The sequence below is a fragment of the Xanthobacter lutulentifluminis genome (genome assembly GCF_043194675.2).
In the GTDB taxonomy this organism is placed as follows: domain Bacteria; phylum Pseudomonadota; class Alphaproteobacteria; order Rhizobiales; family Xanthobacteraceae; genus Xanthobacter.
This window is the reverse complement of sequence record NZ_CM195525.1, coordinates 4,593,386-4,607,439: the sequence shown is the minus strand read 5'-3', so window position 1 is coordinate 4,607,439 and position 14,054 is coordinate 4,593,386. Positions and strand designations below refer to the sequence as shown.

The 14,054-nt window shown below is 69.2% G+C and carries 17 protein-coding genes and 3 tRNA genes; 14 read left to right on the top strand and 6 right to left on the bottom strand.

The features are described from left to right. Window positions 1-3 precede the first annotated feature (3 nt). Complete coding sequence (locus V5F49_RS21390) at window positions 4-393, bottom strand: ArsR/SmtB family transcription factor (RefSeq protein WP_394115280.1); 390 nt, start codon at window positions 391-393, stop codon at window positions 4-6. A gap of 195 nt (window positions 394-588) precedes the next feature. On the opposite strand from V5F49_RS21390, the gene V5F49_RS21385 reads away from it, so the two are divergent. The 12 genes from V5F49_RS21385 to V5F49_RS21330 all read left to right on the top strand — a co-directional run bounded on the left by V5F49_RS21385 (window position 589) and on the right by V5F49_RS21330 (window position 8,645). Further along, the gene (locus V5F49_RS21385; RefSeq protein WP_394115279.1) at window positions 589-1,197 is read left to right on the top strand and encodes an LOG family protein; all 609 of its coding nucleotides are present in this window, start codon (window positions 589-591) and stop codon (window positions 1,195-1,197) included. 437 nt (window positions 1,198-1,634) lie between these two features. After that, a complete protein-coding gene (locus tag V5F49_RS21380; RefSeq protein ID WP_394115278.1) occupies window positions 1,635-2,642 on the top strand; it encodes a GGDEF domain-containing protein in 1,008 nt (335 codons plus the stop codon). Between the two features lie 142 nt (window positions 2,643-2,784). Further along, entirely contained in the window at window positions 2,785-3,417 is a 633-nt protein-coding gene (locus V5F49_RS21375; RefSeq protein WP_394115277.1) for a cytochrome c oxidase assembly factor Coa1 family protein, read from the top strand. A gap of 224 nt (window positions 3,418-3,641) precedes the next feature. Next, window positions 3,642-3,718 (top strand) — tRNA-Pro (locus V5F49_RS21370). Window positions 3,719-3,948: 230 nt separating this feature from the next. After that, a complete protein-coding gene (locus tag V5F49_RS21365; RefSeq protein WP_394115276.1) occupies window positions 3,949-4,236 on the top strand; it encodes a hypothetical protein in 288 nt (95 codons plus the stop codon). Window positions 4,237-4,375: 139 nt separating this feature from the next. Then, window positions 4,376-4,681, top strand: a complete 306-nt coding sequence (locus V5F49_RS21360) for an ETC complex I subunit (protein ID WP_394115275.1) — start codon at window positions 4,376-4,378, stop codon at window positions 4,679-4,681. Window positions 4,682-4,803: 122 nt separating this feature from the next. Beyond that, a tRNA-Arg gene (locus tag V5F49_RS21355) sits at window positions 4,804-4,880 on the top strand. A gap of 390 nt (window positions 4,881-5,270) precedes the next feature. Further along, complete coding sequence (locus tag V5F49_RS21350) at window positions 5,271-5,816, top strand: hypothetical protein (protein ID WP_394115274.1); 546 nt, start codon at window positions 5,271-5,273, stop codon at window positions 5,814-5,816. Between the two features lie 322 nt (window positions 5,817-6,138). Further along, window positions 6,139-6,423: a dimerization/docking domain-containing protein gene (locus tag V5F49_RS21345; protein WP_394115273.1), complete on the top strand. Its 285-nt coding sequence runs from the start codon at window positions 6,139-6,141 to the stop codon at window positions 6,421-6,423. A 175-nt stretch (window positions 6,424-6,598) separates the two neighbouring features. Beyond that, window positions 6,599-7,435: a hypothetical protein gene (locus V5F49_RS21340; RefSeq protein ID WP_394115272.1), complete on the top strand. Its 837-nt coding sequence runs from the start codon at window positions 6,599-6,601 to the stop codon at window positions 7,433-7,435. A gap of 59 nt (window positions 7,436-7,494) precedes the next feature. Continuing rightward, window positions 7,495-8,115: a chromate transporter gene (locus V5F49_RS21335; RefSeq protein WP_394115271.1), complete on the top strand. Its 621-nt coding sequence runs from the start codon at window positions 7,495-7,497 to the stop codon at window positions 8,113-8,115. Next, window positions 8,112-8,645, top strand: coding sequence for a chromate transporter (locus V5F49_RS21330; RefSeq protein WP_394115270.1), 534 nt, complete (start codon window positions 8,112-8,114; stop codon window positions 8,643-8,645). Before V5F49_RS21335 ends, V5F49_RS21330 begins: the two co-directional genes overlap by 4 nt. Before the next feature lie 22 nt (window positions 8,646-8,667). On the opposite strand, the gene V5F49_RS21325 is transcribed toward V5F49_RS21330, so the two are convergent. From V5F49_RS21325 to V5F49_RS21315, 3 genes are all read right to left on the bottom strand, one after another. Then, on the bottom strand, window positions 8,668-9,159 hold the full coding sequence (locus V5F49_RS21325; RefSeq protein WP_394115269.1) for a DUF192 domain-containing protein: 492 nt from the start codon (window positions 9,157-9,159) through the stop codon (window positions 8,668-8,670). A 1-nt stretch (window position 9,160) separates the two neighbouring features. After that, entirely contained in the window at window positions 9,161-9,739 is a 579-nt protein-coding gene (locus V5F49_RS21320) for a cold-shock protein (protein WP_394115268.1), read from the bottom strand. Between the two features lie 85 nt (window positions 9,740-9,824). Next, on the bottom strand, window positions 9,825-10,595 hold the full coding sequence (locus V5F49_RS21315; protein ID WP_394115267.1) for an SIR2 family NAD-dependent protein deacylase: 771 nt from the start codon (window positions 10,593-10,595) through the stop codon (window positions 9,825-9,827). A 119-nt stretch (window positions 10,596-10,714) separates the two neighbouring features. Between V5F49_RS21315 and V5F49_RS21310 the strand changes: the two genes are divergently transcribed. Beyond that, window positions 10,715-11,137 carry a VOC family protein gene (locus tag V5F49_RS21310; protein ID WP_394115266.1) on the top strand — a complete coding sequence of 141 codons (423 nt, stop codon included), beginning with the start codon at window positions 10,715-10,717 and terminating at the stop codon, window positions 11,135-11,137. Between the two features lie 251 nt (window positions 11,138-11,388). After that, window positions 11,389-11,463 (top strand) — tRNA-Glu (locus V5F49_RS21305). Between the two features lie 69 nt (window positions 11,464-11,532). Here V5F49_RS21305 and V5F49_RS21300 read toward each other — a convergent pair. Further along, a complete protein-coding gene (locus V5F49_RS21300) occupies window positions 11,533-12,399 on the bottom strand; it encodes a sulfite exporter TauE/SafE family protein (RefSeq protein WP_394115399.1) in 867 nt (288 codons plus the stop codon). 429 nt (window positions 12,400-12,828) lie between these two features. Next, the gene (locus tag V5F49_RS21295; RefSeq protein ID WP_394115398.1) at window positions 12,829-14,034 is read right to left on the bottom strand and encodes a class I SAM-dependent RNA methyltransferase; all 1,206 of its coding nucleotides are present in this window, start codon (window positions 14,032-14,034) and stop codon (window positions 12,829-12,831) included. Window positions 14,035-14,054: the final 20 nt, after the last annotated feature.

The following is a 14,054-nucleotide window of genomic DNA, read 5'->3' as shown; positions in this document are numbered from 1 at the left end:
TTTCTAGCTTTCCTCGCCGGGACGCACGGGCGCGCAACGGCGCGCATCCGGCCCCAGCAGCGCTGCAAACAGCGCGTCGAAATCGGCCTGCAGGGCCATCAGGGCGGCGCGATCCAGGCAGTAGGCCGAACGCTGGCCTTCCGGGCGGGAGCGGATGAGCCCCGCCTCCTGCAGCACCTTGAGATGTTGCGACACCGTGGACTGGGCCAGGGGCAGCGCCCGCACCAGCTCGCCGCAGACGCAGCGGTCCGCGGTGCCGAGCGTTTCCAGCATGGTCAGTCGGACGGGATGCGACAGGGCGCGCAGCCGCTCGGCCAGCGCGAGGCGGCGCGCGTCGGTGGGATCGGCGAGGGCGGTCGCGCCAGCCGGATCGGGATGGTGAGGGTCGTTCATCGGTCATCGGCGATAGCCGATCAGACGTTCCGACGCAATCGGCCGGTCATGCGCGGCGCACACGCCTGCCCCGCGCCGAACATGCCGGCGGGCCTGTCACCGGGCCGTCGCAGCCGGCCGGTAGAGCGGCGCGACCCATGCCGCAACGCAACATGACGGGGCGCGGGGCGGCTCCGGATTTGCTAGAGTGCCCTCATGGCTAGAATCGAAAGTGTCTGCGTCTATTGCGGCTCGGCCTCGGGGGCCGACCCGCTGTTCGCCGAGGAAGCGCGCCGCTTCGGGCGCATTCTCGCGGCCGAGGGCGTCCGCCTCATCTACGGCGGCGGCGGCATCGGCCTGATGGGCGAGGTGGCGAGCGCGGTGGCGCTGGCGGGCGGGGCCGTGACCGGCATCATCCCGCGCTTCCTCATGAGCCGCGAGCGGGCCTTCGGCCACGAGGCCGAGATGATCGTGGTGGAGGACATGCACGCTCGCAAGAAACTGATGTTCGAGCGGGCGGATGCCTTCGTGGCCCTGCCCGGCGGCATCGGAACGCTGGAGGAGCTGGTGGAGCAGCTGACCTGGGCGCAGCTCGGGCAGCACCGCAAGCCGATCCTGATCGCCAACATCGCCGGCTTCTGGGACCCGCTCGTGAGCCTTGTCGAGCATATGCGCCGCGCTGCCTTCATCCGCGCGGAGACGCCGGTGGACGTGCTCACCGCGACGACGGCGGAGGAGATCCTTCCGCGCCTGCGCGAGGCCGCCGCCGAGGTGCCCGAGCGGGTGCTGCACGCGGCCGACGGCACCCTGGCCGACCGCATGTGACGGCTGGACGGCCGTTCAGCTGCCCGGCTGGTCCAGCGCGGCGATGGCCACCATCACCACGGATCCAAGCAGCATGATCGTGACCACGGTCTGCATCTGCCTCGTCTCCTGCTGCAATGCAACATGGAGCGATTAGAACAAACGCGGGCGAATTGTGCAATGCACCATTGCGCGTGTACGGCGCATCTCGGGGCCGTTCGAGATAGAAGGCGTGCCTGAGGAGGCCGGCGGTACCGGGTCCGGGCGCGGCACCGCAACAGGTCAGGTCGACAACCTGCACGGCAGCACGCAGGCCGCATCGCCCCTTCGACCCCTTGCGCCGCGGCGAGCCTGCGTGTCGCCGCGCGGTCTATCTCCCTGCCAAACGACTTGCTGCGATGCAAGAGTTGGAGTTTGATTGGCTTCGCACGTCAGCAGATCTTCCCCGCGGCTCCCCCATGTGGACATTGCCCAGTGCCCCGGCGAATGAAATCGACCGGTTGCGCGTTCTTGAAGCCTGCGGCGTCATGTACGAGGCGCCGGACCCCCGCTTCGAGCGGCTGACCCGCCTCGCAACGCGGGTCTATGGCGCCGATGTCGCATTCATCGGGCTGGTGGACGACCAGTGCCAGTGGCTTATTTCGGTCAGCTCGGACGCGCTGTCCCGCCGGGTTTCCCGCCAGGAAAGCGTGTGCAACCTGATCGTCGAGAGCGGGCGCCCGATGGTCGTCGGCAACCTGAAGACCGACCCCCGGCTGGCCGGCCACCCGCTTGTCCCGCACCTTGCTCTCAGCTTCTACGCGGGCGCCCCGATCCTGATGGATGGCACGCTGGTGGCGGGAACGCTGTGCGTCATGCGGCGGGACCCCGCGCCGGAGGAGCGGTTCGAGCTCTGGCCGCTGACCGATCTCGCCGCCGTCGCCGCGAGCGAGCTCCAGCACATGAAGCTCAACCGTGAGCTCAGGCAACGCTCCGAGACGGACGCCCTGACGGGCCTGCCCAACCGCCGGGCGTACGACGATGCCCTCGCCCGGGCGCTGAACCGGGCGCAGCATACGGGCGCCCCGGTCTCCCTGCTTCTGGTCGATCTGGACCGATTCAAGCAGATCAACGACATCGACGGGCACCTGCGCGGCGACGAGGTGCTGAAGCAGATCGCGGGCCTGCTTCCGACCGTCCTGCGTCGGCCGCGGGACAGCGTCGCGCGGATCGGCGGCGAGGAGTTCGCCATCGTCCTTCCCGACACCGAAGCGCCGGGCGCCACTGCCGTCGCCGAGCAGGTTCTCACGGCGATCCGCACGACGATGATCAGCCATCCGGCCGGGGGAAATGTGACCGCCAGCATCGGCGGCGCGACCACCAGGGGCGGCGCGTGCAACGCAATGTCGCTGTTCGACGAGGCGGATGCCGCGCTTTACGCCGCCAAGCGGGACGGGCGGAACACCTATCGCAACGCTGCCGCATGATCCGGCCGCTGTCCCCGCCCGCTCGCCAGCCTTGTATCCGGACTGGAAGCGTGTCGCGCCTCTGCGAGGAGCGGAAAGCGGCACAACCACCGCTTGCCTACCGACGCGCAGCACGCAATCATGAAGCGTGGGGGAGCGATTCATGACCAATGAACGGTTGAACGATCCGGCGGAGATCCCGCCGGAGCTCGATCGCTGGAACTGGGGTGCGTTTTTCCTCAACTGGATCTGGGGTGTCGGCAATTCGACCTGGATCGCGCTGCTCGCGCTCCTTCCTGTCGTCAACATCTTCATGATGATCGTGCTCGGCCTGCGTGGCAGCCGATGGGCGTGGCGCAAGCGCGCCTGGCGCAGCGTCGACCATTTCCGTCGCAGCCAGCGGGCCTGGGCCATCGCCGGGCTGGCGGTTTGGGTGGTCTCGATCGGCGGCATCGGCGCGATGGTCGTCGGGCTGCCGCGCATGCTCAAGAGCGCCGGCGCATACGAACTGACCATGGATGTCGTGCGGTCGGATCAGCAGGTCGTCGCGGCGCTTGGTCCGGACATCCACGATCGCTTCTGGGTTTTCGGGCAGGTCAGCGTCAACGACAATGGCACCGGCTTCGCGAACTACACCATCCCGATCTATGGCGAGAGGGGATCGGCCAACGTGATCTCCGAGGCGGTCCGCGAAGGCAACCGCTGGAAGATCCGGCAGCTGATCGTCAATGTCGAAGGCCGGCAAAAGGCCATCGTGATCATCCGCCAGGGCCGACCGGCCGGCGTCGACGCCTGAGAGAGGCACCCGCCGGGTACGCCATGGGCGCCGCCTCCCGCGGGATCCAGCCGCCACGTCAAAGATCTAGGTGAGTCGGGCGCCCCTCCCGTTTTCTACGGGCCTTGCTTCCGATTCCGCCTCCCGGAAGCGCAGCTCGACCGCGTTGCATTTCCTTCTGCGTGCGCGATGCCCTTGCGCTGCCCTCCCCGAAAATGTAGCAATGGCGCCGTTCTGGGGAATGTCGGAGCATAGCGCAGCCTGGTAGCGCATCTGCTTTGGGAGCAGAGGGTCGCAGGTTCAAATCCTGCTGCTCCGACCACTTCATCACCCCCCGGCCGCCCCGAATGTCGCTTGGCCAGCCCGTCCGCAGGGCACTTGCGGCGCTGCGTGGCGGAAGGTGTCGCCCCATCGCCACAGGCCCCGCGCCCGCCCGTGGGCCGCGCCATCCACCCCTCGGGGGACACGCGATGCTGCCGCTTGCATTTGCACGCCATCTGCGGCTCAAAGCAGAGGCCCGGAACGAGCCGGGTGCGGACGAGAGGTGTCGGGATGCTGTCGGTGAAGGCGTTTGGCGCGGTGGTGGGCGGCGTTGTTCTGGGCGGTATCCTCGCGACTCCGGTCCTGGCGGACAAGGCCTCGGCGGACCGCTGCGCGGCGAAGCTCGATGCCGAGGCGCGCGCCATCTATACCGCGAGCGCGCCCCTGCTGGTGCAGGGCGCCGATGGCCGCGCGATCGTGACCGACCAGACCCGCAAGCTGGTGCTGGCAGGCAAGGTGAACCACCTCAACGCTGCCGAATCGGCCCAGGCCGCCGCCGGCTGCCTCATCATGCGCTGAGCCGCGCGCCGGCCTGCGGCACCGCATGGGCGCTGAGACGCCGCCGCTTGCGGTTGTCAGGCCGGCAGGGCTTATCTATAGACGGAGCAAGGGCGCGCGCGAAGGGCGCGCGGCCGCTCGGATGACGGGTTTCAGCATCATGGTCGCACGCATCTTCAAGCCGTCGCGCAACGCCATGCAGTCGGGCGTCGCCAAGACCCGGTTCTGGGTGCTGGAGTATGAGCCCGAGCACGCCCGCATGGTGGAGCCGCTGATGGGCTACACTTCTTCCGCCGACATGCGCAGCCAGATCCGCCTGCGCTTCGAGAGCAAGGAAGAGGCGGTGGCCTACGCGCAGAAGCACGGCATCCCGTTCCAGGTGTTCGAGCCGCATGAGGCGTCGCGCCGCCGCATCGCCTATTCGGACAATTTCGCTTTCAGCCGCCTCGGCCAGTGGACCCACTGACGACCGCTGCCCGCCGGACACCACGCCGGGGCGCAGGCTGACATGTCCGACACCGGATTGGTGCCGCTCCGCAGGCCCTGGCCCGTGGCGCCGGCCGTGAAATGCTCTAAAAGGCCAACGCGGGCCCCGTAGCTCAGCTGGATAGAGCAAGTGCCTTCTAAGCACTAGGTCGCAGGTTCGAGCCCTGCCGGGGTCGCCACGCCTTCACGGTCGCAAGCCGTCCACGCGCCCGTTCGCGGCGGGCTGTAATTGCGGATGTGGCGCCGCGCGGCGGCAGCCGGCGCCGTGCCTCTCCTCTTCGTTCAGCGCCTGCTCCCTGCCGGAAATCGTCTTGCCCCGAGCATGGCGCCCGTTGACCAGGCTCTCCTGCCCCGCCGGGTGGCGGCACGGACCGCCTCCGCCGTTCCCTTGCCCGTGCCCGACCGTCTCCGCGCCCGCATCTGCGTGGCGCCGACCGTGACAGGCGCGCGCTGAACCGGCCGCCGCATGCGACCAATGGGCGGGCCCGGGCCGCCGCGCGCCGGCACAATTATGCTAAGGCTCTGCCGCGCGCGGGACGGCGCGCGACAGCCATATGAGTGACCCGACCATGACCAGCCATTCCCCGCGGGGTGACGAAGGCGAGGCCGCAGCCAAGACGCTCAAGGACCGCGCGATCGAGGAAGTGCGCAGCTTCCTCATCCTGTTTGTCTACCTGTGGGTGTTTTTCGGCCTGTTCGTGCTGAACCAGGCAGTGATCGAGCGCGAGCATGGCGGCACGGTCGTCATCCAGGGCTTCGCGCTTCTGAACGCGCTGGTGCTCGCCAAGGTGATGCTGGTGATCGAGAAGCTGGAGCTGGCGCGCTGGGTGCGGGGACTGCCGGGCGCCGTCGTCATCCTCTACGAGGCGGTGATCTGCACCTTCTTCTTCCTGGCCTTCCACTTCATCGAGCGCGCGGTGGTGGACATGCTGAAGGGCCATGCCTCGGCCACCGAGCCGGGGCTTGGCGGCGGCGGCGTTCTCGGCATCGTCATCATCGCCATCATCCTGTTCGTGTCGATGCTGCCCTTCTTCGCCTTCAAGAACGTGGCGCGGGCGATCGGGAGCGACCGCATGTGGCAGATCCTGTTCCAGCGGCCGGGCGCGCCGCGCTGAGACGATCGCGCCTTCGCCAGCCAGACCGTCGCGGAGGACGTCGTGCAGGCCGGGGGCGTCCTCGACTCAGCAATCGCGAGGCCGCTGCAGCTCGTCCTTCAGGGCGCTGTAGCGGGCCGGGGGCGATGTGCGCGCAACCCCTGGAAGGCGGGTTCTCTCCACCGGCCGAAGGTTGCCGCACAGGTCCCACGACGAGACCGCCGCCGTCCCCGGCCCGCTCCCGTCCAATGCAAGCAACGGCTTGATTTCCGGCCCCGTCGCGCGGACAACGGATCCATTGCCGCCCCGCGTTCATTGATCCCTTCCTGCCGGAGTTTGCCCGATGGCGTCCGACGCCGAACTCGCCGAATGGCTCGGCTCCATGCTCAAGGCCGTCGCCACCACCCAGGCCCACACCATGGTGCAGCATTACATCCTGCGCGATCTGGTGATCCAGCTTGCGGGGCGGCAGGAGCGGCCGGATGCTTTCATCTCCTCCATGTTCGAGCGCGTCAGCCGGCTGGTGGACCAGTGCGACCTGGCCGGCAAGCCGGATATCGAGGCCGAGATGCGCTGGTATGCGGAACAATTCTTCACCGGTGCCGGCAAGGCGCTGGATCAGGCGTGAGCGGGCGCGCCGGCGGCCCGTCCGCCTGACGCTGCGACAGGCGCCAACCGCCTGTTTCGGAAGCAATTCCAGTGGACATCGCGCAGCGGCGGCAACACCTTGTGTCACGCGCGGCCGCGCACGATTCCCGCGCGCGGACCCACGCTCTCGCCACGGAACCATGCGGGCCGCAGCCATGCCGGACATTCATTACCGTGAATACAAGATCCTCCTTCGGCCCGAGCAGTTCTACTCGCCGAAGCGTTTCGAGGACTATTGGAACGAGGTGAAGGCGGTCGCGAAGAAGCACGGGGTCGGGGTCGAGACCAACGAAAACGGCTTCAAGCGCATGGTGCGCGAGGTGCTGTTCTACGACACGCCCGAGTTCGAGCTCTATCGCAACTCCTTCATCCTGCGCCGCCGCACCTTCTACGATGACGGCTGGCCGCGTGCCGAGCACGAGCTGGCGCTGAAGTTCCGCAGCCCGGACCGCGAGCGCGCCACCGCCATGGACATGCTGCCCCGCATCGTCGGCACGGTGGAGATGAAGTTCAAGGAAGAGATCCTGCCGCTGAAGGACAAGGTCGGCGGGCTGCGCTACCTCTATTCCAACAATTGCATCATCGCGACGCCGGGCGTGGTGCTGAACCAGGGTGTTCGCGACATCACCACCGTGTTCCCCGCCCTCTCCTGCGTGGACACGGACGGCGACACGCGGGTCGACCTCGTGAACAACATGGCGGTGGAGGAGATCCAGGTGGACCCCGGCCACTTCGACTTCGGCCACGGCTACCTGGCCAAGGCCACCATCGCCATCTGGCGCAACCGCGCGTCCGAGCAGTCGCTGGTGGGCGAATTCGCGTTCCAGGCGAAGTTCCAGCACTACGACGACATCAACAAGAAGGCCCGCGCGCTGTCCGAGGACTTCTTCCGCGACGTGCAGATGCTGGCGCCCGAATGGGTGCAGCTCGGCACCACCAAGACCGCCATGGTCTATGGCATCGGCGCCAAGCAGGTCGCGCACAGCGAATGATCCCATCCGGCGGGCGCCCCGCTGCCGGGGCGCTGCCGGTCTCACGCGCCGGAGCCCCCATGAGCGCCATCGAGACCCCCTCCCCCGCTCCGCCGGCCTCCGGCGCGACGCGGGTCCCCATCTGGGAAATCTTCGTCACCTTCCTCGTCATCGGCGCCACCAGCTTCGGCGGCGGCGTCGTGGCTTATCTGCGCAACGCGCTCGTGCTCACGAAGGGCTGGCTCGACGACGAGCAGTTCCTCGTCGCCCTCGAGATTTCGCAGGCGCTGCCGGGCCTGAACGCCACCAACATGAGCGTCATCGTCGGCGACCGGCTGCGCGGCCCCGTGGGCGCCATCGCCGGCTTCCTCGGCATGACGCTGCCAGGCGGCCTGCTGGTGTTCGCGCTGGGCGTCTTCTACGCCTCCAACCACGGCAATCCGGCCATGCACGCGGTGCTGGCCGGCATCGGCGCGGCGGCGGTGGGGCTGCTGACGGCGGTGACACTCCAGATCGGCCACAAGCAGCTGGAGCATGTCACCGAGATCGCCCTGGTGGTGCTCACCGTGGTGCTGGTGAGCTTCCTGCACGTGTCGCTGGTGCTCGTGCTCATCACCGTGCTGCCGCTGGCGCTGTTCATCTACCGGCCGCGGCACGGCATCGACCCCGACGCGGGAGACGAGGCGGGAGACGAGGCATGAACAACAGCAGCACCGATCTCAGCCTCCTCGGCGTCTTCTCGCTCCTGTCCATCCTGGCCATCGGCGGCGGCACCGCCGTGCTGCCGGAGATGAAGGAGCTGACCATCAGCGCCCACCACTGGCTCACCGAAAGCCAGTTCCGCGACATCTACAGCCTCGGGCAGGTGGCGCCGGGGCCCAACATGCTGATGGTGATCGTCATCGGCTATCACGTGGCCGGCACGCCGGGCGCGCTCATCGCCTTCACCGGCTTCTTCCTGCCTGCCTCCACCCTGGCGCTGGGCTGCTCGCGCCTGTGGAACCACTTCGACGGCTCGCCCTGGCGGCTCGCGCTGCAGAACGCGCTGGCCCCCATCGTGGTGGGGCTGATGGCGGCAGGCACCATCGCGGTGGCGCGAACGGCGATCACCGGCACGGAGACGACGCTGATCGCCATCGCCGTGTTCGGGCTCGTCTATTTCGGGCCGAAGATCAATCCGGCGCTGATCATCCTCGCCGGCGGCGCGGTGGGCTACCTGACGCTGAGCTGACGGCCGTCCACCGGAAGCCGTTCTAGCGGGTGGAGAACAGGGAATGCGCCACCCGGTCGCCCGGCTTGATGCCGAGCTTGCGCGCCTGCCCGCCGGCGATCTCCAGCACCGCCCGCACCGGCTCGCCGGAGGAGATGGTCTCGGTGGAGAGCGGGGTGGTCATGGCGGCGATGCGGGCGATGCTGCCGTCGGCGCGGATGAACAGCATGTCGAGCGGGATGTAGGTGTTCTTCATCCACATGTAGACCGGCTGGTCCACCTTGAAGTCGAACAGCATGCCGGCCCGCTCGCCCAGCGATTTGCGGTACATGAGGCCGGTGGTGCGCTGCTCGTCGGTGCGCGCGACTTCCACCTCGAAGGTCACGACACCGGTGGAGCTGGTGATCTCCAGCGCCTCGAGTTCGGCTGCCGCCGCGACCGCGAACGGCCCGGGCGCGATGCCGGCCGGGGCCGCGACAGCCAGAATCAGCCCGAGGGCGGCGGCGCGCGCGCCCGTCATCATGTGCGAAAGCATGTCAGTTGTTCCCGCTGGGGCCGCCGTCTGCCTTGACCTCGGCGGCCATCAATCCCTTGTCGCCGTCGCCATAGCGCACCAGAACGGTCTGGCCGGGCCTCAGCTCGGTGAGGCCGTGGCGACGCAGGGTCTCCATGTGGACGAAGATGTCCGGCGTGCCGTCGCCCTGGGTCAGGAAGCCGAATCCACGCAGCCGGTTGAACCATTTCACCGTGGCGCGCTCGAATCCGCTCTTCGGCTCCACCACCGTGCGGGTGCGCGGTGGCTGGGGCGCGGCGTGGATCGCCGTGGACAGGTCGAGCGAGAGCACCCGGAACGCCTGGCGTCCCTTGGCGCGCTGCACCGCCTCGCACACCACGCGCGCGCCTTCCATGGCGGTCTGGAAACCGTCCCGGCGCAGGCAGGTGACATGCACGAGGACGTCCGGCCCGCCGTCGTCGGGGACGATGAATCCATAGCCCTTGGAGGCGTCGAACCATTTGATGGAGCCGGTGACCTCGACGAGCCCGGCGGGCTCCTCGGTTGCGTCGTCCGGAGAGCCGGCGGCGCCCGGCCCCAGCCCCAGTGCGTCAGACCCCATGACCACCCCGACCTTACGTGCGGCCGCGCACTCGTTACCGTGCTCACCGCAGGATAGCAATTCGCTACCTGTTCGCCCACCCTCTTCACGCATCCGCGGCGAACGGGCCCAGAAGGTCGCCGATCTCGCTGCGCGCCACCAGCTGCGCCATGTCGTCGAAGTCGGTGGGCTCGCGGTTGAGGATGGCGAGATGGGCGCCGCGCTGGCGCGCCTTCAGGGGGAAGCCGGCGGCCGGGTAGACCACCAGCGACGAGCCGATGACGATGAACAGATCGGCCTTGCGCGTCAGTTCCTCGGCCCGCGCCATCTCCCGCTCGGGCATGGCCTGCCCGAACGAGATGGTGGCCGCCTTCACCGGCCCGCCGCAATCCAGGCAGTCCGGCGCGACCCCGCCCGCCCCCTCGAAGCGCTCCTTCACCCAGGAGAGCTCATAGCGCTCGCCGCATTCGACGCACGTGGCGTAGGTGCCGTTGCCGTGCAGCTCCACCAGCGCCTCGTCCGGCACGCCGGAGGCCTGATGCAGGCCGTCGATGTTCTGGGTGATGATGCCGCCGATCCGCCCCTCGCGCAGCAGCCGGGCGAGCGCGCGATGCCCGCGGCCCGGCTGCGCGGCGGAGAAGGCGCCCTCCATGGCGAACTTGCGCCGCCACGCCTCGTTCCGCGCCGCCTTGTGCGAGAGGAACACGTCGAACGGGATGGGCTTGTTCTGGGTCCACAGGCCGCCGGGGGAGCGGAAATCGGGAATGCCGCATTCTGTGGAGATGCCGGCCCCGGTGAAGGCCACCGCGAACGACGCGGCATCCAGCATCTCCTTCAGGCGCGCCTGCGCCCCCTTGAGATCGGTGTCGAAGATCATACGTCTCCTGCGCCGGCCCGGCCGGCACCCTCCACTTGCCCCTCGGCGGGATGCGCCGGGCGCAGGGAACCCTATCGGGATCCGCCGCGCCGCGCTCCCTCATCCGGACGAGATCGCCAATGCGCTTTCTGCACACCATGGTCCGCGTGACCGACATCGACCAGTCGCTGGACTTCTACTGCAACAAGCTGGGGCTGAAGGAGGTGCGGCGCAAGGAGGTGCCCCAGGGGCGCTACACGCTGGTGTTCCTCGCCGCCCCCGGGCAGGAGGACGTGGCCGAGGTGGAGCTGACCTACAACTGGGACCCCGAGCCCTATGGCGAGGGCCGCAACTTCGGCCATCTCGCGTTCGAGGTCGAGGACATCTACGCCACCTGCGAGCGCCTGCTGGCCTCCGGCATCACCATCAACCGCCCGCCGCGCGACGGCTACATGGCGTTCGTACGCTCGCCGGACAACGTTTCCGTTGAGCTGCTGCAGAAGGGCGGCCCCAAGGCCCCGGCCGAGCCGTGGGCCTCCATGCCCAACACCGGCAAGTGGTGATCCGGTCGCGGTGACCGATGGGGCATCGCGGTGCCCCGGCATCCGTTTCAGGATCGCCGGGGCTCTACCCCGTTGGGGTATCGGCGGGCTGAAGGTGCCCGCCGGGGGGAGCAGCACCCACTCCCGCGGAACGCGGCCCCGCAGCCGGCTTTGGAACCGGCTTTGGAAAACGCCTTCGCGCCCTTGCGGCCCCGCGATGCTCCCCCTATAACGGCGCCCACTCCGGTGCGCCAACGCCCCGGAGCGACCGCGCGCCCTTCGTCTATCGGTTAGGACGCCACCCTTTCACGGTGGAGAGAGGGGTTCGACTCCCCTAGGGCGCGCCATCGCACCAGCCTCCGACATTCCGTCAAACCGCATCGGCTGCGGCGCGGATGCGTCGGAGCAGACACGCCTCATGCGTGCCGCCAGACCTTCACGGATGAAATCAGCAGGATGATCGCCAGCACCGGCAGGAGGTAGGCGTTTGGCACGAGGCCAAGCAGCCGACCGCCAATGAAGGCCCCGACCACCGAGCCGGCGGCCATGTACGCGACGAAGGACGTGTTGCGTTTCAGAACGTCGAAGGTCGCATCCTGGCTGTAGCGGGCGAAGCCGACCAGCATCGTCGGCAGGCTGATGGCGAGCGAGAGGCTTCCCGCAAGCTTGATGTCCGTCCCGAACAGCAGGATCAGCGTCGGGATCAGAAGCTCCCCGCCGGCGACTCCGAGGAGCGAGGCGACGATCCCGATCAAGAAGCCGGCTGCCACGCCGGCCATGACCAGAGACCACCCGGACACTGGCGCCGCCGCCGGGGCCGTGACGTCGTGGCCGAACAGCAGCATGAGCGCGATGGCCACCAGCAGCCCGGCGATCAGCCTGTAGAACGTTTCCGACTTCAGGCGTGTCGCCCAGCTGGCGCCGACCCATGCCCCGAGCAGGCTGCCCGCGAGCAGGTTGAGGATGACCGGCCAGTGGGAGGCAATCTCGGCCGGCGAGATCGTGTCCATGCGAAACGGCAGCGCCACCGAAACCACCACGAGGCTCATGGCCTTGTTGAGGATCACCGCCTCCAGCGGGCCGAACCTGAACGTGCCGATCAGCAGCGGGAGGCGGAATTCCGCTCCGCCGAGCCCGATCAGTCCCCCCAGCATTCCGATGCCGGCGCCCCCACCGAAGGCGCCGATCCGGTTTCCGTCCACGGCACGCTCCTGAACATTACAAAACAACTGCCGGGCGATCGGCCCTAGAATAACAGCAATGCTCCACAACTGGCCTGCCATCTCGGCAATCGCATGGTGGCAGTCGCGAAAATGCGGCCTGTGCTGGCCCGGAACCGAACTCCCTCTGCCGGGCGCCGGCGCCAGGAAGCGGCTGCCGACGAGCGGCTGCCGACGACAGGCTGATGATCCCAACCACGCCGCGCGGCCTGCGCCCGCCTGGAGCGTGCGGCCGGGGCGCGCGTGGTGCGGCAAGGCCGAGGGCGCCAGATAGAGGGCTTGGCCCGGCTGAATCACCGGATGACCGCGTGGAGGGGCGGATTACCTAACGGCACCCGCCGGGGGTCTGGCAGGCCCCTCGGGCCGGGGGCACAGGCGGGCGTTACGGAGCGCGTTCGGCGCGAGCCTTGGTCCCCCCTGCTTGGCAGGCGACCAGAAGGCGCCGTGCGTTCGCTTGCGCGGTCCGGCGCCGCATTGCGGGAGCCACCCGCCTCATCCACCCCGCACGAACGTCGCCACCAGCTCCACATGGGGCGAGTAGCGGAACTGGTCCACCGGCTGCACCGGGCCGAGGCTGTAGCCCCCGGCGGCGAGGATGCGGGCGTCACGGGCGAAGGTGGTGGGGTTGCAGGAGACATAGACGAGCCGCGCCAGCTTCGACTGGGCGATCTCGCGGGCCTGCGCCTCGGCGCCCTGGCGCGGCGGGTCCATCACCACGGCGTCGAAGGCGGCGAGCTCGGCGGCCATGAGCGGACGGCGGAACAGGTCGCGGGCTTCGCCTTCGACCCCCTTCAGGCCGGAGGTGTTGCGCGCGGCCTTCAGCAGAGCGTTGAGGGCGCCGGCGTGGCTCTCGGCCGCGAGCACGCGGGCGCGCTCGGCAAGGCGCAGGGCGAAGGTGCCGGCGCCGGCGAACAGGTCCGCCACCCGGCGCGCGCCTGCGAGCCCGGCGGCGACGGCTTCCGCCAGCACGTGCTCGCCCTCGACGGTGGCCTGCAGGAAGGCGGCGGGCGGAAGCTCCACCCGCGCCCGTCCCATGGTCAGCACCGGCGGCTCGCGCTGAAGCACCAGCTCGCCGTGGCGGGTCAGCCGCGCCAGGGAAAACTCCCCGGCAAGGGCCGCCACCTCCGCCAGCAGCGCCGGCGGCAGCGGGCCGGAGCCGCGCACATCCATGTCGAGGCCGGTGTCGGTGGCGACGATCTGCAGGTCGAGCGGCTTGTTCCGAGGGGCGAGCGCTGCGGCCACCGCCCGCGCCGCCGGCAGGGCGCGGTCGAGGGCCGGGGACAGCACCGGGCAGCCCTCCAGAGCCACCATGGCGTGGGAGCGCCGCTCGGCGAAGCCCACCACAGTGCGGGCGCCATATTGGCGGGCGTGGAAAATGACGCGCCTGCGGCCCGCACCGTGAGCATCGATGACCGGCAGCACCTCGGCCGCGATCCCTTCGCGCGCCAGCGCCTCGGCCACCAGCGCGCGCTTCCAGGCGAGGTAGGGGGCGCTCTGCCAGTGCTGCAGCAGGCAGCCGCCGCAGCGGCCGAAATGGGGACAGGAGGGCGTCGTCCGCTCCGGGCTCGGCGTCAGCACCTCCGCGACCGCGATGCGGTCCTTCTCGACGGTGCCGCTGATCTCTTCGCCGGGAAGCGTATAGGGAGCGAACAGGGCGCCGTCGGGGCCCGACACGAGCCCGTCGCCCTGGGCACCCATGCGCTCGACACGAAACACGC